This window comes from Sphingomonas abietis, from assembly GCF_027625475.1.
Classification (GTDB): domain Bacteria; phylum Pseudomonadota; class Alphaproteobacteria; order Sphingomonadales; family Sphingomonadaceae; genus Solisphingomonas; species Solisphingomonas abietis.
Genome location: NZ_CP115174.1, coordinates 1814645 through 1834475, shown reverse-complemented (window position 1 = coordinate 1834475; position 19831 = coordinate 1814645). Strand labels below are relative to the sequence as shown.

The 19831-nt window shown below is 67.4% G+C and carries 19 protein-coding genes and 2 tRNA genes; 7 read left to right on the top strand and 14 right to left on the bottom strand.

What is annotated here, in order from left to right; translation table 11 throughout:
* Window positions 1-19: 19 nt before the first annotated feature.
* From PBT88_RS08940 to PBT88_RS08920, 5 genes are all read right to left on the bottom strand, one after another.
* Entirely contained in the window at window positions 20-430 is a 411-nt protein-coding gene (locus tag PBT88_RS08940) for a GNAT family acetyltransferase (protein WP_270078837.1), read from the bottom strand.
* On the bottom strand, window positions 427-3087 hold the full coding sequence (locus tag PBT88_RS08935) for a valine--tRNA ligase (RefSeq protein WP_270078836.1): 2661 nt from the start codon (window positions 3085-3087) through the stop codon (window positions 427-429). Before PBT88_RS08935 ends, PBT88_RS08940 begins: the two co-directional genes overlap by 4 nt.
* An 82-nt stretch (window positions 3088-3169) precedes the next feature.
* Window positions 3170-3772, bottom strand: a complete 603-nt coding sequence (locus PBT88_RS08930; RefSeq protein ID WP_270078835.1) for a DUF2497 domain-containing protein — start codon at window positions 3770-3772, stop codon at window positions 3170-3172.
* Window positions 3773-3815: 43 nt separating this feature from the next.
* Window positions 3816-5249 carry a TolC family outer membrane protein gene (locus PBT88_RS08925; RefSeq protein ID WP_270078834.1) on the bottom strand — a complete coding sequence of 478 codons (1434 nt, stop codon included), beginning with the start codon at window positions 5247-5249 and terminating at the stop codon, window positions 3816-3818.
* Window positions 5250-5300: 51 nt separating this feature from the next.
* Window positions 5301-5894 carry a protein-L-isoaspartate O-methyltransferase family protein gene (locus PBT88_RS08920; RefSeq protein WP_270078833.1) on the bottom strand — a complete coding sequence of 198 codons (594 nt, stop codon included), beginning with the start codon at window positions 5892-5894 and terminating at the stop codon, window positions 5301-5303.
* 464 nt (window positions 5895-6358) lie between these two features.
* On the opposite strand from PBT88_RS08920, the gene PBT88_RS08915 reads away from it, so the two are divergent.
* Window positions 6359-6432: transfer RNA gene (locus PBT88_RS08915), tRNA-Cys, on the top strand.
* 738 nt (window positions 6433-7170) lie between these two features.
* Here PBT88_RS08915 and PBT88_RS08910 read toward each other — a convergent pair.
* The 8 genes from PBT88_RS08910 to PBT88_RS08875 all read right to left on the bottom strand — a co-directional run bounded on the left by PBT88_RS08910 (window position 7171) and on the right by PBT88_RS08875 (window position 15200).
* On the bottom strand, window positions 7171-7938 hold the full coding sequence (locus tag PBT88_RS08910) for an MBL fold metallo-hydrolase (protein ID WP_270078832.1): 768 nt from the start codon (window positions 7936-7938) through the stop codon (window positions 7171-7173).
* Window positions 7935-8711, bottom strand: a complete 777-nt coding sequence (locus PBT88_RS08905; protein ID WP_270078831.1) for a TatD family hydrolase — start codon at window positions 8709-8711, stop codon at window positions 7935-7937. Before PBT88_RS08905 ends, PBT88_RS08910 begins: the two co-directional genes overlap by 4 nt.
* Window positions 8712-8895: 184 nt before the next feature.
* Window positions 8896-10407 (bottom strand): methionine--tRNA ligase, encoded by a 1512-nt coding sequence (gene metG, locus PBT88_RS08900; RefSeq protein ID WP_270078830.1) that lies wholly within the window; start codon window positions 10405-10407, stop codon window positions 8896-8898.
* Window positions 10404-11390 carry a DNA polymerase III subunit delta' gene (locus tag PBT88_RS08895; RefSeq protein ID WP_270078829.1) on the bottom strand — a complete coding sequence of 329 codons (987 nt, stop codon included), beginning with the start codon at window positions 11388-11390 and terminating at the stop codon, window positions 10404-10406. The genes metG and PBT88_RS08895 overlap by 4 nt, the downstream gene beginning before the upstream one ends.
* A 76-nt stretch (window positions 11391-11466) precedes the next feature.
* Complete coding sequence (gene tmk / locus PBT88_RS08890; protein ID WP_270078828.1) at window positions 11467-12090, bottom strand: dTMP kinase; 624 nt, start codon at window positions 12088-12090, stop codon at window positions 11467-11469.
* 2 nt (window positions 12091-12092) lie between these two features.
* The gene (locus PBT88_RS08885) at window positions 12093-13292 is read right to left on the bottom strand and encodes a D-alanyl-D-alanine carboxypeptidase family protein (protein WP_270078827.1); all 1200 of its coding nucleotides are present in this window, start codon (window positions 13290-13292) and stop codon (window positions 12093-12095) included.
* Window positions 13289-14200: a septal ring lytic transglycosylase RlpA family protein gene (locus PBT88_RS08880; protein WP_270078826.1), complete on the bottom strand. Its 912-nt coding sequence runs from the start codon at window positions 14198-14200 to the stop codon at window positions 13289-13291. The genes PBT88_RS08885 and PBT88_RS08880 overlap by 4 nt, the downstream gene beginning before the upstream one ends.
* A complete protein-coding gene (locus PBT88_RS08875) occupies window positions 14184-15200 on the bottom strand; it encodes a lytic murein transglycosylase (RefSeq protein WP_270079216.1) in 1017 nt (338 codons plus the stop codon). The genes PBT88_RS08880 and PBT88_RS08875 overlap by 17 nt, the downstream gene beginning before the upstream one ends.
* Window positions 15201-15398: 198 nt before the next feature.
* Here PBT88_RS08875 and PBT88_RS08870 point away from each other — a divergent pair.
* From PBT88_RS08870 to PBT88_RS08850, 5 genes are all read left to right on the top strand, one after another.
* A tRNA-Ser gene (locus PBT88_RS08870) sits at window positions 15399-15486 on the top strand.
* Between the two features lie 260 nt (window positions 15487-15746).
* Window positions 15747-15953, top strand: a complete 207-nt coding sequence (locus tag PBT88_RS08865) for a hypothetical protein (RefSeq protein WP_270078825.1) — start codon at window positions 15747-15749, stop codon at window positions 15951-15953.
* Between the two features lie 207 nt (window positions 15954-16160).
* Window positions 16161-16472, top strand: coding sequence for a PilZ domain-containing protein (locus tag PBT88_RS08860; RefSeq protein WP_270078824.1), 312 nt, complete (start codon window positions 16161-16163; stop codon window positions 16470-16472).
* A gap of 71 nt (window positions 16473-16543) precedes the next feature.
* The gene (locus PBT88_RS08855) at window positions 16544-17734 is read left to right on the top strand and encodes an acyl-CoA dehydrogenase (protein ID WP_270078823.1); all 1191 of its coding nucleotides are present in this window, start codon (window positions 16544-16546) and stop codon (window positions 17732-17734) included.
* A gap of 4 nt (window positions 17735-17738) precedes the next feature.
* Entirely contained in the window at window positions 17739-18923 is a 1185-nt protein-coding gene (locus PBT88_RS08850) for a CaiB/BaiF CoA transferase family protein (protein WP_270078822.1), read from the top strand.
* Window positions 18924-18937: 14 nt separating this feature from the next.
* Here PBT88_RS08850 and rpmE read toward each other — a convergent pair whose 3' ends face one another.
* Window positions 18938-19171: a 50S ribosomal protein L31 gene (gene rpmE, locus PBT88_RS08845; RefSeq protein ID WP_270078821.1), complete on the bottom strand. Its 234-nt coding sequence runs from the start codon at window positions 19169-19171 to the stop codon at window positions 18938-18940.
* A gap of 83 nt (window positions 19172-19254) precedes the next feature.
* On the opposite strand from rpmE, the gene mobA reads away from it, so the two are divergent.
* Window positions 19255-19779, top strand: a complete 525-nt coding sequence (mobA, locus tag PBT88_RS08840) for a molybdenum cofactor guanylyltransferase (protein WP_270078820.1) — start codon at window positions 19255-19257, stop codon at window positions 19777-19779.
* The last annotated feature ends 52 nt before the right edge of the window (window positions 19780-19831 follow it).

Sequence of the window (19831 nt, the reverse complement as noted above, 5' to 3'; positions counted from 1 at the left end):
AATCCTACACTTGAAGCGCTCAGTCGAAGCGTTTGCCGAACAGCAGCACCTCGGTCCGTTCATAGCCGACCGATTCGTAGAAACCCGCGACGCTGGCATTGTCGGCCCGCACCATCAGCCGGATCGCCGGGGCGCCCTGCGCGCGGAGATACGCCTCCGCGGCGGCGACCAGCGCGGCGCCGATGCCCTCGCCCCGCGCGCTTTCGGCGACGGCGAGCGAGTAGAGCCAGCCGCGATGCCCGTCGAACCCCGCCATCACCGTGCCGACAAGCACGCCGTCCGCATCATGCGCGGCGAGGATGGTGGAGGTCGGGCTGCCGAGCGCGAGCGCGATGTCGCGCACCGGATCATTCCAGGGACGCGCGAGCCCCGCCGCCTGCCAGAGCGCGATGGCGGCGGGGATTTCATCGTCGCGCAGCCGGGCGATCATCCAAGGCGGGCCAGCGCGGCGCCGAGGCGTTCGGCCTCGGCAGCCTTGTCGGCATGGTCGGCCCGTGCCTTCTCGACCGCCTCGGGCTTGGCGCGTTCGACGAAGCTCGGGTTGGAGAGGCGACCGGCGAGCCCGTCGCGCTCCTTCTCGGCCGCCGCCTTGCCCTTGGCGAGACGCGCGCGCTCGGCCTCGATGTCGATCACGCCTTCGAGCTGAAGTGCAAACGTAAGTCCACCAGCAATTACTTGAAGCGTATTGTTTTTGCCGAGTTCGCCTCCGGGAAGATCGACGAGTTCAACTCGGGCAAGCTTCGAAACTAGCGGCCAGAGGCGCTTGACCATCAACTGTGTTGGCGCGTCAGCGCCAGCAACGTAGCATTCCATGCGGGTGCCTGGTGGAATACCAAGCTCGTTACGATTCGAGCGAATTTCACTCACGACGTCGATCACCCAAGCAATCTCCTTCGCGGCCTCGGGATCGAGCGCCCGCGCGTCCGCCATCGGCCAGCGCGCGGTAATGATGTCGCTGTCGCGCCCGCCCGAATGCCACAGCTCCTCGGTGATGAACGGCATGAACGGGTGGAGCATGACGAGGATCTGGTCGAACGCCCAGCCGGCGACCAGCTTGGTCTCCTCGTCCATCGATCCTTTGGTCAGCTCGATGTACCAGTCGCAGAAGCGCGTCCAGACGAACTGGTAGATGGTGTTGGCGGCCTCATCGAAACGCAGATCGGCGAGTGCCAGATCGAGCGCCTGCACCGTCGCGACGGTCTCGGCGATGATCCAGCGGTTGACCGGAGCCTGGGCGGCGGGGGCTTCCAGCGCCGTCGAGGGCCCAACGCCGTTGGACTGGAGGAAACGCGCCGCGTTCCACAGCTTGGTGGCGAAGTTGCGATAGCCCTCGACCCGGCTCTCGTTCAGCTTGATGTCGCGGCCCTGGCTCTCCATCGCCGCCAGCGTGAAGCGCAGCGCGTCGGCGCCATATTGGTCGATCAGCCCGAGCGGATCGACCGTGTTGCCCTTGGACTTGGACATCTTGGCGCCGGTCGCATCGCGGACGAGGCCGTGCAGATACAGCGTCTTGAACGGCACATCCTGGAGGAAGTGCATCCCCTGCATCGCCATCCGCGCATCCCAGAAGAACAGGATGTCGAAGCCGGAGATCAGCACGTCGTTGGGATAGCGGCCGAGCTCGCGCGGATCGACGTCCGGCCAGCCCAGCGTGCCGAACGGCCACAGCGCGGACGAGAACCAGGTGTCGAGGACATCCTCGTCGCGGGTCAGCGCGCGGCGCGGGCCGGCGAGATCCTTGGCCTTCGCCTCGTCCTCGGCGACGAAGACATTGCCGTCCTCGTCATACCAGGCCGGGATACGATGGCCCCACCAGAGCTGGCGCGAGACGCACCAGGGCTGGATATTCTCGAGCCAGTTGAACCAGGTCTTGGCCCAGGTCTCGGGCACCACCTTGATGCGGCCGTCGCGCACAGCGTCGATCGCCGGCTGGGCCAGCGTCTTGGCGTCGACATACCATTGGTCGGTCAGCCACGGCTCGATCACCGCGCCCGAGCGATCGCCGAACGGGGTCTGGATGGTGCGTGGCTCGGCGTCGTGCTCGGCGCCGTCCTTGTCGATGTGCGGCACCAGCACGCCCTCGGCCTTCAGCCGCGCGACGATCAGCTGGCGCACGTCGAAGCGATCGAGGCCGAGATAGTCGGCCGGGATCAGCCCGTCGGCGGTCTGCACCACCTTCGCCTCGGCATCGAGCATGTTGAGCATCTCGGAGGCGAGGATGCCGGCGCGACGGCCGACCTCGAAATCATTGAAGTCGTGGCCCGGCGTGATCTTCACCGCGCCCGAGCCCAGTTCGGGATCGGCATGATCGTCGGCGACGATCGGGATCAGCCTGCCGGTGATCGGCAGACGCACCTGCTTGCCGATCAGCGCGGTGTAGCGCTCGTCGCTGGCGTTCACCGCCACCGCCATGTCGGCGAGCATCGTCTCGGGCCGGGTGGTGGCGACCATGATGTGGCCGGAGCCATCCGCCAGCGGATAGCGCAGGTGCCAGAATTTGCCGGCGATCTCGCGCGTCTCGACCTCGAGATCGGAGATCGCGGTCTTGAGGCCCGGATCCCAGTTCACGAGCCGCTTGTCGCGATACAGCAGGCCCTGTTCGTAGAGCTTCACGAAGACATGGACGACGGCCTTGGAGAAACCTTCGTCCATGGTGAAGCGCTCGTTCGACCAGTCGCACGAGGCGCCCAGCCGGCGCAGCTGGCCGGTGATCGTGCCGCCGCTCTCGGCCTTCCAGTCCCACACCTTCTCGATGAAGCCTTCGCGGGTCAGATCGGTGCGCTTTTCGCCGCGGGCATTCATCTGCCGCTCGACCACCATCTGGGTGGCGATGCCGGCATGGTCGGTGCCGACCACCCACAAAGCATCCTTGCCCTTCAGCCGCGCGTGGCGGACGAGGATGTCCTGCAGCGTGTTGTCGAGCGCATGGCCGATATGCAGCGATCCCGTCACGTTGGGTGGCGGGATGACGATGGTGAAGGGTTCGGCGCCGGGGCGATCGGGGCGGAACAGGCCGCCCGCCTCCCAATGCGAATACCAGCGGGATTCGATGGCGGCGGGATCGAAGGTCTTGGGAAGCTCTGTCATGGCGACATGCGCCTAGCAGGCAGAAGGGGCAAAAGCCAAGCAGGCTGCCCGCCCGGCACGCACTTCGCGCCGGACCAGCGGATCAGCCGCGACCGCTGAGCCGCGACACCTCCGCGGCCACCAGGCGCTCGACCAGCGTTGGCAGCTCGCGATCGAGCCATTCGCGCAGCATCGGCCTGAGCATCTCGGAGACCAGCCCCTCCAGCGTGTTGGACTGGCCCTCGTCGCTGCGCACCTGCAACTGGTTGAGCGCCGCGAACGCGCTCCGGCTGGCGGCGGCCGAGGTCGAGGAGAGCAGCCCGTCGGGCGCCGGCGCCGTGGGTGCAGCGGCAGCGGGCGATGCGGCGGGAGCCTCCGCAGCAGCGACAGGGGCGGGAACGGCTTGCGGCATGGGACTGGTCAGCTCCAGAACATCGGGGGTATCGCCCTCTTCCTCGGCGATCGTCTCGGCGTCGGTTTCCGGCTCATGCACCGCTTCGGGTGCTTCGTCCTCAACCGGCGAGGGAATGTCGGGTTCCACCTCGCGCAACGGCATCACCACCGGGCTGCCTACCACCGGATTGCCCACCACCGGACTGGCCGCGACGGCGGCCATCGCCTCGCGCCGCAACCGGGGCGCGCGGGCCCCGACAGCCTCGCTGTCCTCGGCGATGATGCGCTTGATGGAGGCGAGGATATCCTCCATCGACGGTTCCTGGTGGGGCTGGGCCATGACGGCCAGTCTAATCTCAGTTCGCGCCCGGTGTCACGGGGGGATTTTCAGTCACCACCTGCGGCCCGTAAGTCGGTTTGGCGATAGGCTGCGGCTTGGGATTTTCGTGCCAGTCGCTGAGCGCGTTCTTGGCATGGCGATAGTTCATCGTCGGATCATAGAGCGCGCCGCCCTCGAGCCCGAGATGCTTGTAATCGACATAGCCCATCGTGTTGAGCAAGTTGAAGGCGGCGACATAGGCATCATGCTGGGCGGTAACGAGCGTCACCTGGCTGCCGAGCTTCTCCTGCTCCGCGTTCAGCACGTCGAGCACCTGGCGGAGACCGGCGGTCTGTTCGGCATGGACACCTTCCAGGGCGAGATCATTGGCCTTGAGCGCTTCCTGGCTGGAGACGATCACCTCCTGCGAGGCTTCGTAGCTGGAGAAGGCGGCCCGGGCATTGGCGACGACCTGTCGCTCGGTCGCCGTCTCGGTCTCGATCGCCGCCTGCTCGAAATCCTGCGCCTGCCGGATCTGCGCGGAGGGCAGCCCGCCTTGGTAGAGCGGCACGCTGAGCGACAGGCCGGCATAGGTGGAGTCGCCCTGGATGCCGGTCGCGCCGCCGGTGTAGATGCTGTCGGCGCCGGCGGTATCGCGGATATAGCTGTTGTTCGCCGAGGCCGACAGCGAGGGCATCCGGCTCGCCCGCGCCGTCGCGACATCGAGATGCGCGGCCTTTACCGAGGCGATGGCGGCGGCGATATCCGGGTTATTGGCGACCGCGATATCCTCGGCCTTGTCCGGCGAATCCGGCAGCACCGGCAGCGGCGGCGGCTGGTCGAGCGCATCGGGCGCCAGCCCAACGACGCGGCGATAATTCTCCTCGCTGTTGACGAGGTTGGAGCGCGCCGTGGTCAGCTGGGCACGGCCATCCTCCAGCCGCGCCCGTGATTGGGCGACATCGGTGCGGGTCAGCGTGCCCGCCTGGAACTGATCGCTGCTCGCTTCCAGATTGGTCTGGAGGACTTTCACATTATTCTCGTTGAGGCCGACGATCGCGCGATCGCGCAGCACGTCCATATAGGCGGTGACGGTATCGACCAGCACGCCGCCCTCGCTCGACCGCAGCGACTGGCGGCCCGAATCGACCCGCGCATCGGCCGCCTTGACCGCATTGCGCACCCGGCCGCCCTGATAGATGGGCACGCTGAGCTGGGCGCCGGCCGAGAATTGCTTGTTGAAGCTCTGGAATTTGCGGAGGTTGTCGATGCCCTGGGTGTAGCCGACGCTGGCGCCGAGCGTCGGCCGCCCCGCCGCCCGCGCGATCGCCGATTGCTCGTCGGTCGCCCGCAGCTGGGCACGGGCGCCGGTGAGCGTGGGGTTGTCGCCATAAGCGGCGACCAGTGCCTGCTGGAGAGTCGTGGCGCCTGCCGCGTGCGGCATCGCCAGCCCCATGGCGAGTGCGATCAACGCTACACCCGCCTTACCCTTGCCCCCCACGATCACCCCCTTTGTTATGTCCTAGAAACTGAAGACCGGCGCCGGCGCGAAACCGGGCAGCGGCACCGCCTCGATATCGGCGAAGCTTTCGAGCCCGAAGCCGCCCGACACCCGGCGGCCCAGCGCCAAGCGCGTCACGCCACGCTCGATGATCGCACCGACGAGCCGGCCGCCCTCGGCCAACTGATCGGCGATCACCGAGGGAATCTGCTCCACGGCGCCGTCGATATAGATCAGCGAATAGGGGGCGCCTTCCGGCCAGCCGGCCGCCAGCGGCCCCTTGTCCGCATCGAGCGCCGTGACCTTGCAGCCCATCTCCGCCAGCAAGGCCGCGACATAGCCCGTCGCCGTGCCGATCAGCAGGACATGCTCGCCCGCCAGCGGACGCGCCGCGTTCAGCAGCAGGCCCGTCGCGATCGGCGGATTCAGGGCATGGCCATCGCCCAGCGGCACGATCGTGTCCCGATAGGCGACGCTGGCCTGATCGGCGCCGACGAAGCGCTCGCGCGGCACGTCTCCCATCGCGGCGAGAACCACCGCGTCAGTCACCTGGTTGGGGCGCAGCTGGTTCGACACCATCGCACGCCGCAGCTGATCGAAATCCGGTTCGCTCATGTCTCTAGCCCTCGCACAACTGTATTAGATTGGCAATACAGCAAATGGTCTGTCGCAATCTCTAGGACCTCCTCCGCCGCATCGCAACGAGGATGGGATGATGGCGAGGCAGGACATATGCACCCGACGGCTCTGGCGATGAACAGGCGCATGATTGAGTTGCACTGCAACAAACCGACATTTTCCGGCAACGGAATGTGCGCATTCTATCCTTCAACCGTCCCGGCTCCCCCCTGGGCCGTGACGGGTGGGGCCGGACGACCCTACCGTGATCATTACCCCTCACGTGTCCGGCCCCGCATCTTTCCCGATATCCACCATCGCTGCACCGGCTACGCGCTTTCGCGCCGGCATCCACCCGAGCGCCCGTCCGCCGTGACGGAGGGCTTCGAACGACATTATCGCGCCCCACCGCGAAGTCCCGCTTGACCAACCGCGAAAAACCGCACAGATGCCCCCGCCTCGGCCCGATGGCGGAGTGGTTACGCAGAGGACTGCAAATCCTTGCACGCCGGTTCGATTCCGGCTCGGGCCTCCACTCTCATGACATGCACGCGCCGTGGCGGCCCTTAGCGCTCCCACGAGTCGACGGACTGGCGTCGGTGATCCCGGCGCGTCCGGCGATCCGGCGTTGCCCCCATATATCCGCTTTGGAGATGGCGCCCATCATGCGATGACGGCGTGACGCGGCTGCATCCATTAACCATCATCCTTAATAAAATGCGCAAGAAAATTGCCGTTAACCTATTAAGGCGGATCGACCCGCCAAGTCGATGAGCGGATTCACGCAATTATTTCATCGATGATAGTATCGATGCTGCGGCGCACCGTGAAGTCACCGCGAAAAACGACAATCCGTCAACTAACCGCAGGAGGCAATGATGAGGCCTGCCACGTCGATGCTGCTCGCCTTGAGTATGGCAGCATTTTCCACGACTGCGATCGCGGCCGAAAGGCCGTCCACCAATGGACAGCCGGCACCATCGGGTGCGTCACGAACGACGGACGCTCAATTGATCCGAACCGGCTACAACACGGATCATGGATCGAATGGCCATGGCCATGCCGGCGGTTGGGGCCAGGATCCAGGCCCGCCGGGCGCGCCCCATCGCTGGGTGCCGCCGAGCTGGCACGATGCCCCCCGCACGCCCTGCAGCCCCTGAGGTCGGATAATTCCGCAGCCGGCATGGCCCCAGCCATGCCGGCTGCCTGTCATGCCCGGCGCGCGGTGCGTCCATGGCGGAGAACGCCCCGGCGGCCCGCGCATCTGCGCCGTTCAGGCGAAATCGAGTTCCATCCCGTCATAGCCCGGCACCACCCCGTCCGGCAGCTCCGCCTCGAGCGTGCGATAGTCCATGCTGTTGTCCATGTGCATCAGCACCGCCAGCTCGGGTTTGAGCCGCTGGATCCAGCCAAGTGCCTTGTCGAGGCTGGGGTGGGTCGGATGCGGCTTGCGGCGCAGCGCATCGAGAATCCAGACGTCGACGCCTTTGTAGAGCGACTCCATGCCTTCAGTCAGCGCGTTGAAATCGGTGGCATAGGCGGCCGAATAGCCATCCCAGTCGAAGCGCAGACCGGCGGACGTGATCGCGCCATGCGGCTGATCGACCACCCGGATGCGCAGATCGCCGATGCGGAAGTCGTCCGGCAGAGCGTTGGCCCGGACGGTCGGCGGATAGCCGTCCTTGCCTTCGAACGCATAATAGAAACGCTCCTGCATCGATTTCAGCGTCGCCGGGCGGGCATAGCCTTCGACCGCGGCACGGTTGAGGATCACGATCTGGCGCAGATCGTCGATGCCGTGGGTGTGGTCGGCATGATCATGGGTCCAGATCACCGCGTCGAAGCGGCTCGCCTGCGCATCGAGCAGCTGCTCGCGCAGATCGGGAGAGGTATCGACGAGGATGCGGACCTCGTCGGTCTCGACGATGATCGAGGCCCGGCGCCGCCGATTCTTCGGTTCGTTCGGATCGCACTGCCCCCAGTCATTGCCGATGCGGGGCACGCCCGACGAGGTGCCGGAGCCGAGCAGGCGAATCCTCATGCCTTGGCCTTCGTGAACAGACGGAAGAAGTTGGCCGCGGTCGTGGCCATCAATTGCTCGACCGGCTCGCCGCGCAGATCGGCGAGGAAGCGAGCGGTGTCGGCCACGAACGCCGGTTCGCAGGGCTTCCCCCGGTGCGGCACCGGCGCGAGGAAGGGCGAGTCGGTCTCGATCAGCAGCCGGTCGGCCGGGATCGTCTTCGCGGTCTCCTGGAGATCCTTCGCGCTCTTGAAGGTGACGATCCCCGAGATCGAGATGCTCAGGCCCAATGCCAGCACCTTGTCGGCGAAATCGGCCGATGCGGTGAAGCAGTGGATCAGCGCCGGGAAGGCGCCCTGCCCCATCTCGTCCACCAATATGGCGTGGGTGTCGTCTTCCGCCTCGCGGGTGTGGATAATGAGCGGCAGCCCGGTCTCGCGCGACGCCGCGATATGCGAGCGGAAGCTGCGCTGCTGCTGGGCGCGATCGCTATGATCATAATAATAATCGAGCCCGGTCTCGCCGATGGCGACGACGCGCGGATGCCGCGCCGCGTCCAGCAGCTTGGCGGTATCGACATGGGCATGCTCGTCCGCCTCGTGCGGATGGATGCCGATCGACGCCCACACATCCGGCTCGCGCTCGGCGGTGGCGACGATATCGGCCCATTCCCGCTCGCGAGTCGCAATGTTGAGCATCGTGGTCACGCCGGCGGCGCGGGCGGAGGCGAGAACCTCATTTTGCCGCTCGACGAGCTTGGCGTAGTTGAGGTGGCAATGGCTATCGACGAGCATGGCCCGCAGATAGGGCCGCGCGCGCCGAAAGGGAACCGTTGCCGTGGAGCGGGGAAGGCACGGGCCGCTCCCCTTCGTCTCCACCGCTCCCTTCGTCTCCACCGTTCGCACTGAGCCTGTCGAAGTGCGTGCCCCGAGCCTTGGCCGCTGAAGCACGTCCTTCGACAGGCTCAGGACGAACGGTTCACCCCTCGACCGGCATCTCCAGCCGCGGGAAGACGCCCTGCGGCGCCGGCAGCGCCGATCCCGCTGCGAGCGGCGTGACGAGCGCATCGAGATCACGCGCATCGGCAGCGACGCCGAGCTGATCGAGCAACCTGTCCGCGCTCGCCGGAATGATCCAGCGGACCAGGATGGCGAGCTGGCGCACCGCCTCGGCCGTCCAGTAGAGCACTGCGTCGGCCTTGGCCGGGTCGGTCTTGCGCAGCGCCCAGGGCGCCATGTCGGCGAAATAGCGATTGGCCTCGCCGACGCCCTCCCAGATGATCTCCAGCGCACGATGGAGCGCGAGTTCGTCCATCGCCTCGGTCACGCGCGGCAGCAGACTGGCGGGCAGCACCGGCTCGGGCTCGTCGCCCGGCCCCGGCAGCAGGCCGCCGCACTGCTTGGCGATCATCGACAGCGAGCGCTGGGCGAGATTGCCGAGGCCGTTGGCGAGATCGGCATTCACCCGGGTGACAATGGCTTCGGCGGAATAGCTGCCATCCTGCCCGAAGCTGACCTCACGCAGCAGGAAATAGCGCAGGCCATCGACGCCATAAGCCTCCGCCATCTCCAGCGGATCGACGATGTTGCCGGTCGACTTCGACATCTTCTCGCCGCGGTTGAGCAGGAAGCCATGGCCGAACACCTGTTTCGGCAGCGGCAATTGCGCCGACATCAGGAAGGCCGGCCAATAGACGGCGTGGAAGCGCACGATGTCCTTGCCGATGATATGGATGTCCGCCGGCCAGCATCCCGACGAATCGCCCGGATAGCCGGCGCCGGTGAGATAGTTGGTCAGCGCGTCGACCCACACATACATGACATGGCCCGGCGCATCGGGCACCGGCACGCCCCAATCGAAGCTGGTGCGCGAGATCGACAGATCCGACAGGCCGCCCTTGACGAAGCTCATCACCTCGTTGCGGCGGCTTTCCGGGCGGATGAAATCGGGCTGGCCCTCATAGAGCGCGACCAGCCGGTCCTGATAGGCGGAGAGCCTGAAGAACCAGCTTTCCTCGACCGTCCATTCGACCGGCGTGCCCTGCGGCGACAGCTTGACGCCGTCGGTCTCGGTGAGTTCCTTCTCGTCGTAGAAGGCCTCGTCGCGCACCGAATACCAGCCTTCGTAGCGGCCGAGATAGATATCCCCATTGGCCTTCATCGCCGCCCAGATCGCGGCGCTGGCGGCATAATGATCGGCGTCGGTGGTGCGGATGAAACGATCATAGGAGATGTTGAGAGCATCATCCATCGCCTTGAACGCGCTCGACATTTCGTCAGCCAGCGCGCGCGGCGTGATGCCGAGGTCGCGGGCCTTCTGCGCCATCTTGAGGCCATGCTCGTCGGTGCCGGTGAGGAAGCGGACGTCATGGCCCTGCCCCCGCTTCCAGCGCGCGATGGCGTCGGTCGCGATCGCCTCATAGGCATGGCCGACATGCGGGCGACCATTGGGGTAGCTGATCGCGGTGGTGATATAGAAAGGCTTTGTCATCGAGGAGCTTGCGCCGCATTTCTGTTGAGCGACGCGAGCATCCCGGCAAGCTCGAACACCGTCGCCTGGGGATCGAGCGAGAGGCGCACCGCGCTCCCGGCCAGGGCGCGCGCCTTCTCCCACAGCGCCACCGCCTCGGCAAGCGCCTGGCCCTGCCGGCCGCGCGCTTCCGCCGCGATCCGGGTGGGCAGGCGTTCGAGCAGCGCCTCGTAGCGCGGCTGCGCGGCCTTCAGCGCCAGCGCCCGGGCCAGGGCGATGCGCTCGCCATTGTCCGGATCGCCCGAGCGGATGATGGCCTCCATCGCGCGATCGAGCCCGCCGACATCGAGTCCGGCGAAGCGCACCGCGCGGCCGGGCGAGCCTTCGCCGGTGGCGACCAGTTCGGCGATCTCGCGCTCGGCCATATCGGGCAGCGCATCGTGGAGCGCGGCCGCCATGTCGGCATCGCCGAGCGGGCCGAAGCGCAGCACCCGGCAGCGCGAGCGGATCGTCGGCAGCAGTCGCGCCGGGGCATGACTGATCAGCAGGAACAAGGAGTTGGACGGCGGTTCTTCGAGTAATTTGAGAAGCGCATTGGCGCCCGGCCGCTCCATGTCGTCGGCCGCATCGACGATCACGACCCGCCAGGGCGAGAAGCTCGGCGAGGTCGCGAACAGCCGCGACAGGCCGCGCACCTGATCGACCGTGATCGAGCGCGCATAATCCTTGGTCTTGTCGCGATAGAGCCGCTCGAGAATCATTACGTCGGGATGGCTGCCCGCCTCCCACAAGCGGGCGATGCGATGGTCGGAGGGCGTGGCGAGACCCGGCGCGTCGATTGGCGGCCCCGCCTCGTCGGCGAGCAGGCGGAGCGCGGCAGCGCGCGCGAAGCCCGCCTTGCCGATGCCCTGCGCACCGGTGAGCAGCCACGCATGGTGCATCCGGCCGGATGCGCGCGCCTCCTGAAAGGCGGCGACCTGCTCGCCATGGCCGTGCAGGGTCATGCGACGCGTCCCACGCAATGGGCCGTTCGTGAGCCCGTCGAAGGACTATCCTCAGCCCGAACGGGAGGGAGCAGGGTCACAGGTCGTCCAGCGTGGCGATCAAACGCGCCGTCACGGCATCGGCCTCGCCCAGCGCGTCGATCACGCGGAAGCGCTCCGGCTCGGCGGCGGCCAGCGTGGCGAAGCCGTCCGCCACCCGCGCATGATAGGCGGCATCGCGACCGCCGATCCGATCCGATCCGCCGCGATCGCGGGCTTCGGCGCGCCGGGCCGCCTCTGCCGCCGGCAAGGCCAGCAGCAAGGTCCGATCGGGTAGTAGGCCGGCCGAGCCGACCTCGTGCAGCGCCCGCAATTGCGCGATCGAGATGCCGCCCGCGCCGCCCTGATAGGCGAGCGAGCTATCGAGGAAGCGATCGGTGACGACCCAACTGCCCGCGTCGAGCGCCGGCCGGATCGTCTTGGCGACATGGTCCGCGCGCGCCGCCGCGAACAGCAGCGCCTCGGCGCCCGCCGTCCAGCGGTCGGCGCTGCCCTCCAGCAGCAGGCGGCGAATCGCCTCCGCCCCCTCGCTGCCGCCGGGCTCGCGGGTTTCGACGACGGCGTGGCCCCGCGCCCGGAGCGCCGCGGCCAGCGCCTTGGCCTGGGTCGACTTGCCGACGCCCTCGCCGCCTTCGAGCGAGATGAAGCGCCCCCGCGTCACGCTCAGATCCAGCTGAACAGCGCCTTGATCGACGCCCAGATGCGACCGAAGAAGCCGGCCTCGCCGACATCGCTCTCGGCGACCAGCGCCAGCGTCTGCGGCGCCTGGCCCGGCGGCGAGACGACGAGATCGGCGATGTGCTGGCCAGCCTTGATCGGCGCCTTGATCGGGCCGTCATACACCACCTTCATCGGCGGGGCGTCGCCGCCGGCCTTCTGGCCGAGGATGCCGCCCATGCCGAGCGGCACCGTTACCGCCAGATCGCTCGGCGCGACGAGCCCGACCGTGGAGGAGGAACCGCCCTGCACCGCCGCGGTGTCGACGCGCTTGCCCTTGGCGAACAGCGGCTTGAGGCGCCACGACGAGAAGCCCCAGTTCATCATCGAGATGGATTCGCTGGCGCGCGCGCCCCAGCTCGGGAAGCCGGCGACGACCATCACGATCCGGCGGCCATTCTGCTCGGCGGAGCCGGTGAAGCCATAGCCGGCCTCGTCGGTATGGCCGGTCTTCAGGCCATCGGCGCCGGGCACCTTGCCGAGGATCGGATCGCGATTGTCCTGGCTGATGTTGGTTCCGCCCATGGTCTTGCCCCAGGCGAAATTCGGCTTGGAATAGAATTGCTTGTAGAGATCGGGATAGTCGCGGATCGTCGCCTCGGCCAAAGTCGCGAGATCGCGCGCGGTGACGTAGGTGACGCCATTGTCCGGCCAGCCATTGGCGGTGCCGAAATTAGAATTGGTCATGCCCAGCCGCTGGCGCTGCTGGTTCATCAGGTTGACGAAGGCCGGCTCGGTGCCGGCGATGCCCTCGGCCAGCACGATGCAGGCGTCATTGCCCGACAGCGTGATGATGCCGGACAGCAGGTCCGCGACCGACACCTGCTCGCCGGCGGCGATGAACATGGTCGAACCCTGGCCATGCCATTTCTTCCAGGTCTCCGGGCTCATCGTGAACTTGGTGTCGAGCTTCAGGTCGCCGCTCTTGATCAGGCTGAACGCGACATAGACCGTCATCATCTTGGCCAGCGACGCCGGCGGCATCCGCCGATCGGGATCCTTGCTGAACAGGATCGCGCCGGAATTCATGTCCTGCATGAAGCCGACCTGGGCTGTGGTTTCCAGCGGCGGGACGGCGGCAAGGGACGACGTCGCCGCCAGCGATACGGTGGCGAGCAGGGCGACGGCGGTGGGTACGGGCTTCATGGCAGGGATGTTCCGTTCGGCTCTTGTGGTGGTGTGGCGTCGATGACGGTAGCCCCCTGATAGCCGCGCGCGCGCAGTCGCGCCAGCGCCGCCGACAGGCCGGAATCATCGGCATAGGGGCCGGTCACCACGCGATAGCCTCCGCCCGCCGCGACGACGCGCGCGCCCTCCGACGCCAGCGAGGACGCAAGCGCGTCGGCGGCATCGGGATCGGTGGGCGCAGCCACGAGAATCGACGGGGATGGCGACGCGATCGCCGGCGCAGGCGCAGGCAGCGGCGCCGGGGGAACCGGCACCGGCGCGGCCCAGCGCCGCGGCGGCGTCACCGCGACCGGCTGCTGCACCGTCGATTCCAGATAGGGCGCGACGCGGCCGGTGCGCGGCGGCGTCGCGGTCGGCGTGACCGACGGGAGCACCACCGGATAGCCGCGCCGCAGCCGGTCCCGCTCATGGTTGCTCGGCGTCACCCGGCGCACGCGGACCATCGCCCGGCCGGCGCGATCCATGCCCAGTTCCTTGGCGGCCTCCTGGCTGAGATCGAGGATCCGGTCGCGCGCGAACGGGCCGCGATCATTGACCCGCACCAGGATGCGCTGGCCGGTATCGAGCCGCGTCACCTCGACATAGCTCGGCAGCGGCAAGGTCTTGTTCGCGGCGCTCGGGCGCTGGCGATAGAAGATCTCGCCGCTCGCGGTATGGTGCCCCTGCTCGGCCGTGCCGTACCAGCTCGCCTCGCCGATCTGGTCGTAGGCGCGGTCGTCGGTCGGCACATAGGTCTGCCCGCGCACGGTATAGGGCCGCCCGAGCTTGACCGGGCTATCCTGCACCAGCCCGTGGATGCCGCCGCCGCAGCCGGCGAGCAGCAGGCCGATCGACAGCGCCAGCCAGCGTTCAGCGCGAAACCGCATCCGACAGCAGACCGACCGAGAGCGCATAGAAGTTGGAACAGTTATAATCGAGAATCGCCCGATAATTGCCAAAGGTGAGGTAGGCGGTGGCGCCGGGGCCGTCCGGCTCCAGCAAGGTTGCCAGTTCGTCGTCGGAGACGGTCGGCCCGGCGAGCTGGACGACGCCGAGCGCCCGCCATTCGCGCAGCGTCAGCCAGCGGCTGTGGCGGGCGTGGACGCGGGTGCAGCGCGGGCCGACCATGCGGGTCGCCAGGGCGGTGCGATCGAGCGAGGCAGGCACCGAGGCCGGCACCGCCCAGGGCTCGCCGCGCTTCCAGCCGGCGTTGACGAGATAATTGCCGATCGACGCCAGCGCGTCGGCCGGGCTGTTCCAGATGTCGGCCTTGCCGTCGCCGTCGCCGTCGCGCGCGAGGCGGAGATACATGGACGGCATGAACTGGGGATAGCCGGTCGCCCCCGCCCAGCTGCCCTTGAGCTGGCTGCGCGGGATGCCGCGATCGATCAGCTTGAGCGTGGCGATCAGCTCGCCCTCGAACAGCGGGCGGCGGCGGCCCTCATAGGCGAGCGTCGCCAGCGAATTGGCGAGATCGAAATTGCCGGTGTAGCCGCCGTAATTGGTCTCCTGCCCCCAAATCGCGACCATGATCGATTCGGGCACGCCGGTCTCGGCCTCGACCCGCTGGAGGCTGTAGCGCTGCGCCATATAGGCGTTGCGCCCGCGCGCGATCAGCTCCGCGCCGACATGCTTGGCGCGGTAGGGCGCAAAGGACGGCGCTGCCGACGGCACGCTGTTGGCGTTGCCGCCCGGCTGGGATTGATCGAGGTCGACGACCCGCTGGTTGTAGAGCAGCGTCGGCAGCACGCTGTCGAGCGTCCGCGCAGTGACCCCCTGGGCCAGCGCGCGGCGACGAAAATCCTGCAGATAGGCTAGGAAAGCGACCTGATTGCCGTCCGTCGGCGTCTGCGCCTGGGCGGCCCAGCCCCCGACCACGCCGCGCATCGGCGCAAACGCACCCAGCCCGAGCGCCGCCAGCAATCCCAATATACGCAACGATTTCTGCAAATCCCGCCTCCGTCGCCCGCTTCTGGCATGGTCGGGCCGGCAGGTCATCCCATCTTGTCGCTCCCCTTGCACATCGGGCCGCGAGCAGGATAAGCGCAGGCCACGCACCATGCGGCGGGTGGCCGCGTGCGATAGGGAAGAGTGTCCGAGTGGTTTAAGGAACCGGTCTTGAAAACCGGCGACGTGCAAGCGTCCGTGGGTTCGAATCCCACCTCTTCCGCCATCCTCCCCGCAGCGCTGGCCATGATCATGACCGGACGCCATGGTCCCGACAGCATGCCATGGTCCCGACAGCGGGCCACCGCCATGCCGACGGCGACAGGGCTCGGCGTCGCTTCTTGGAATGGCGATCGGCCAACCCTGTGCAGGATGAGCGGATAACCGTCTCGGAATGAAGCGCTTTTGCCGCGCCCGCAGCGTTCGGCAGCTTGTGGCGCCTACTGGCCCGCGCATAATGCGGCGATATCAGGTGGGGGATTCGCTATGTTGAAGCTTGGGGCGGCAACGCTCGTGATCGCTGTCGTCTTGCTCGTTCTCGTCATGCTTTCACTGGCCCGGCGTCGGGCCAAAACGCGCGAGGAGAAGCTCCACCAACTTTATCTGCGGTCCAAAAAACGGGACTGGCTGGCGCGATGGCTCGGCAAGAGCAATCGAAAGCGGCTGACCTATCGGCGCGACGACGCGGAGTAGAAGCGTCGCCATCCGGCCGATCAGACCGGCTGCCGGGCGTTGCCTCTCTCCGATCGGCCATGCCGTCATCCCGACCAGCAGAACCGCCCGCTTTTTCCGATTTGCCAATCCTCCTGCCCGTCGATGGCGCCGGTTTCCATGTTTAACAGACCGTTAGGCATGACATGTCTAGAATGGCCCCGAAACGACTTCGGAGCATTCATCGATATGGCCAGCCTTCCCATCCAGGTATCGGAAAAGCGGGGCGATGATCGTCAGGACGTGCTGCTCGATGCCACGGTGCGCGCCTATCGGGCGGAACCGGTGGCGGCGGCGTTGCTCGATCTCTCGACCGGCGGGGCGATGCTGCAGGGCGATATCCAGGATCTGCACAAGGGCGACGAGATCATCCTCGATGCCGCCGGCAAGCAGATCGTGGCGACCATCGCCTGGTCGAACGCCAGCTTCTTCGGGCTCGCTTTCCATCGCCGGCTCGATTCCTACGAGATGTCCTGGCTGAAGCGCGTCGGCCGCGCCTGATCCTCGGGGCTTGCCAAGCGCCGCCGGACAGGCTTTGACCGCGGGGAAAGACATAGCCCGAGGATGCCGCCATGGCCGAACCCACCATCACCCCGCTCGATTGGGCGGACCCCTTCGACCTCGCCGACCAGCTGACCGATGAGGAGCGCCTCGTCCGCGACACGGCGCACGCTTATGCGCAGGAGAGACTGCTGCCGCGCGTGACCTCGGCCTATCTCGACGAGCGTTTCGATCGCGAGATCATGTCGGAGATGGGCGAACTCGGCCTGCTCGGCGCGACCATCCCGCACGAATATGGCGGCGCTGGCCTCGGCTATGTCGCCTATGGGCTGATCGCGCGCGAAGTGGAGCGGGTCGACAGCGGCTATCGCTCGGCGATGTCGGTGCAGTCGAGCCTCGTGATGCACCCGATCTTCGCTTATGGCTCCGAGGAACAGCGCCGCAAATATCTGCCCAGGCTGGCGTCGGGCGAATGGGTCGGCTGCTTCGGCCTGACCGAGCCGGACGCCGGTTCCGATCCGGCCGGGATGCGGACCAAGGCGACGAAGATCGACGGCGGCTATCGGCTCGACGGCGCGAAGATGTGGATCACCAACTCGCCGATCGCCGATCTCGCGGTGGTGTGGGCCAAGTCGGACGCGCATGACGGCGCGATCCGCGGCTTTGTCGTCGAGCGCGGCGCGAAGGGTTTCTCGACGCCCAAGATCGAGGGCAAGCTGTCGCTGCGGGCCTCGATCACCGGCGAGATCGTGCTCGACGGCGTCGAGGTCGGCGAGGATGCGCTGCTGCCCAACGTGCAAGGCCTCAAGGGGCCGTTCGGCTGCCTCAACCGCGCCCGCTACGGCATCGGCTGGGGCGCGATGGGCGCCGCCGAGGCCTGCTTCCAGGCCGCGCGCACCTATACGCTCGATCGCAAGCAGTTCGGCGTGCCGCTCGCCTCGAAGCAGCTCGTCCAGCTCAAGCTGGCCGACATGATGACCGAGATCGGCCTCGGCCTCCAGGCGTCGCTCAGGATCGGCCGGCGGATGGAGGATGGCGTGCTCCAGCCCGATCTCATCTCGCTCGCCAAGCGCAACAATTGCGGCAAGGCGCTCGCCATCGCCCGCGTCGCGCGCGACATGCACGGCGGCAACGGCATCTCGGCCGAGTTCCACGTCATCCGCCACGCCGCCAACCTCGAGACGGTCAACACCTATGAGGGCACGCACGACATCCACGGCCTGATCCTCGGCCGCGCGATCACCGGCCTCAGCGCATTCTGACCGCATGACCGGCGAGCCCCCCGCCCCCAGGCCGCTGGAGGGGGTGCGCGTCCTCGAGCTGGCGCGCATCCTCGCGGGGCCGTGGGCGGGGCAGTTGCTCGCCGATCTCGGGGCCGAGGTGATCAAGGTCGAGCGGCCGGTGGAGGGCGACGACACCCGCCATTGGGGGCCGCCCTTCCTGACGGACGCGGACGGCGGATCGCTCGACGCCGCCTATTTCCACGCGACCAACCGCGGCAAGCGCTCAATCGCCATCGACATCGCCTCGCCCGAGGGACAGGCCGAGGTGCGCGCGCTCGCCGCCCGCTCCGATATCGTGCTGGAAAATTTCAAGGTCGGCGCGCTGGCGAAATATGGCCTCGACCATGCCGGCCTCTCGGCCGTGAACCCGCGCCTCATCACCTGCTCGATCACCGGCTTCGGCCAGACCGGACCCTATGCGCCCCGCGCCGGCTATGATTTCATCATCCAGGCGATGGGCGGCGCGATGTCGCTGACCGGCGAGCCGGATGGTGCCCCGCAAAAATCCGGGGTCGCCTACGCCGATCTGTTCACCGGCCTCTACGCCACGGTGGCGATCCTCGCCGCGCTGCGCCGCCGCGACCAGACCGGCGCGGGCGCGCATATCGACATGGCGCTGCTCGACACGCAGGTCGGCGTGCTGGCCAACCAGGCGTTGAATTTCATGGCATCGGGCAAGGCGCCCAGCCGCATGGGCAACGCCCACCCCAATCTCGTTCCCTATCAGAACTTCCGCACCGCCGATGGCGACATCATCGTCGCGGTGGGAAACGACCGACAGTTCGCGAAGCTCTGCACCATCCTCGGGCTGGACGGGCTTGCCGACGAACAGCGCTATCGCACCAACCCGGCCCGCGTGGCGCACCGCGACACCCTGATCCCGATCCTCGCCGACGCCATCGCGCAGTGGCCACGCGATACGCTGGCGAAGCGGCTCGATAGCCATGGCGTGCCCGGCGGGCCGATCAATCCGATCGATGCCGTTTTCGCGGACCCGCAGGTCGTCGCCCGCGGCATGGCGATCGCGTCGCCGGGGCCGGACGGGCTGCTGCCCGGCCTCGCCACCCCGATCGTGATCGACGGCGAGCGCCAGAACGCACATCGCGCCGCACCGCGTCTGGACGCGGACGGCGCGACGATCAGGCGCGAATTGGGAGGAGAGCCTTAGGCTCCCCCGCCCGATTACTTCTTGGCGAGGCTGCCGAAGCTGCCGAAACGCTTGTTGAAGCGCGCGACCTGGCCGCCGGCATCCAGCAGCGAGCCACGACCGCCGGTCCAGGCCGGGTGCGACAGCGGATCGATGTCGAGCAGCAGCGTGTCGCCTTCCTTGCCCCAGGTCGAGTGGGTCTGGTAGGTGGTGCCGTCGGTCATCTGGACGGTGATCATGTGATATTCGGGATGGGTGTTCTGCTTCACGTGCGCAAACTCCAGAAGGTGCCGGTTTCCGACCGGCTCCGGAAGGTCGCCCCGATAGTGGAAGCCCTGCCCGAACGCAAGTCATGAGGATATTGGGCGCGCTCCTCGCCGGCGGACAGTCGCGGCGTTTCGGCAGCGACAAGGCGCTGGCATTGATCGACGGCAGGCCGATGCTCGATCATGTCGCCGATCGGATGCGCCTCCAATGCGAGGCGCTGGTCGTGATCGGGCGGGATTGGCCCGGCATCCCACGGATCGACGATCGACCGGAGCCGGGCCTCGGCCCGCTCGGCGGGCTCGCCGGTGCGTTGGGCCATGCCTCGGCTCACGGATATGATGCGGTGCTGACGAGCAGCTGCGACCTGCCGGCATTGCCGCCCGATCTGCTCGCGATTCTCGGGCCGCCGGATGCGCTGCTGATGGCACAACCGACGATCGGCCTGTGGAAGCCCCACCATGCCGACGCGCTGGCTCGCTATCTGGAGAGCGGTGCATCGCGATCGATGCGGGCATGGGCCGACAGGATCGGCGCCCGCAGCATCGCCTATGAGAACGACATCGCCAATATCAACACGCCGGGCGATCTGACCGCCTTCCGCCCCAGATAAAGCGGCCTACGCAAACGCCCGCTCCGACGGATCGAAGCGGGCGCTCTGGCCC

Bases quoted from the DNA above. Each gene is read 5' to 3' on its own strand.
- PBT88_RS08875 (WP_270079216.1), bottom strand. From the start codon at position 15,200: ATGCGCGGCGTGGTCGGGGGCTGGGCCGCCCAGGCGCAGACGCCGACG.
- PBT88_RS08920 (WP_270078833.1), bottom strand. From the start codon at position 5,894: ATGAGCGAACCGGATTTCGATCAGCTGCGGCGTGCGATGGTGTCGAAC.
- PBT88_RS08885 (WP_270078827.1), bottom strand. From the start codon at position 13,292: ATGAAGCCCGTACCCACCGCCGTCGCCCTGCTCGCCACCGTATCGCTG.
- metG (WP_270078830.1), bottom strand. From the start codon at position 10,407: ATGACAAAGCCTTTCTATATCACCACCGCGATCAGCTACCCCAATGGT.
- PBT88_RS08880 (WP_270078826.1), bottom strand. From the start codon at position 14,200: ATGCGGTTTCGCGCTGAACGCTGGCTGGCGCTGTCGATCGGCCTGCTG.
- PBT88_RS08850 (WP_270078822.1), top strand. From the start codon at position 17,739: ATGACCGGCGAGCCCCCCGCCCCCAGGCCGCTGGAGGGGGTGCGCGTC.
- PBT88_RS08940 (WP_270078837.1), bottom strand. From the start codon at position 430: ATGATCGCCCGGCTGCGCGACGATGAAATCCCCGCCGCCATCGCGCTC.
- PBT88_RS08860 (WP_270078824.1), top strand. From the start codon at position 16,161: ATGGCCAGCCTTCCCATCCAGGTATCGGAAAAGCGGGGCGATGATCGT.
- mobA (WP_270078820.1), top strand. From the start codon at position 19,255: ATGAGGATATTGGGCGCGCTCCTCGCCGGCGGACAGTCGCGGCGTTTC.
- PBT88_RS08935 (WP_270078836.1), bottom strand. From the start codon at position 3,087: ATGACAGAGCTTCCCAAGACCTTCGATCCCGCCGCCATCGAATCCCGC.
- PBT88_RS08930 (WP_270078835.1), bottom strand. From the start codon at position 3,772: ATGGAGGATATCCTCGCCTCCATCAAGCGCATCATCGCCGAGGACAGC.
- PBT88_RS08855 (WP_270078823.1), top strand. From the start codon at position 16,544: ATGGCCGAACCCACCATCACCCCGCTCGATTGGGCGGACCCCTTCGAC.
- PBT88_RS08895 (WP_270078829.1), bottom strand. From the start codon at position 11,390: ATGACCCTGCACGGCCATGGCGAGCAGGTCGCCGCCTTTCAGGAGGCG.
- PBT88_RS08905 (WP_270078831.1), bottom strand. From the start codon at position 8,711: ATGCTCGTCGATAGCCATTGCCACCTCAACTACGCCAAGCTCGTCGAG.
- PBT88_RS08910 (WP_270078832.1), bottom strand. From the start codon at position 7,938: ATGAGGATTCGCCTGCTCGGCTCCGGCACCTCGTCGGGCGTGCCCCGC.
- PBT88_RS08865 (WP_270078825.1), top strand. From the start codon at position 15,747: ATGTTGAAGCTTGGGGCGGCAACGCTCGTGATCGCTGTCGTCTTGCTC.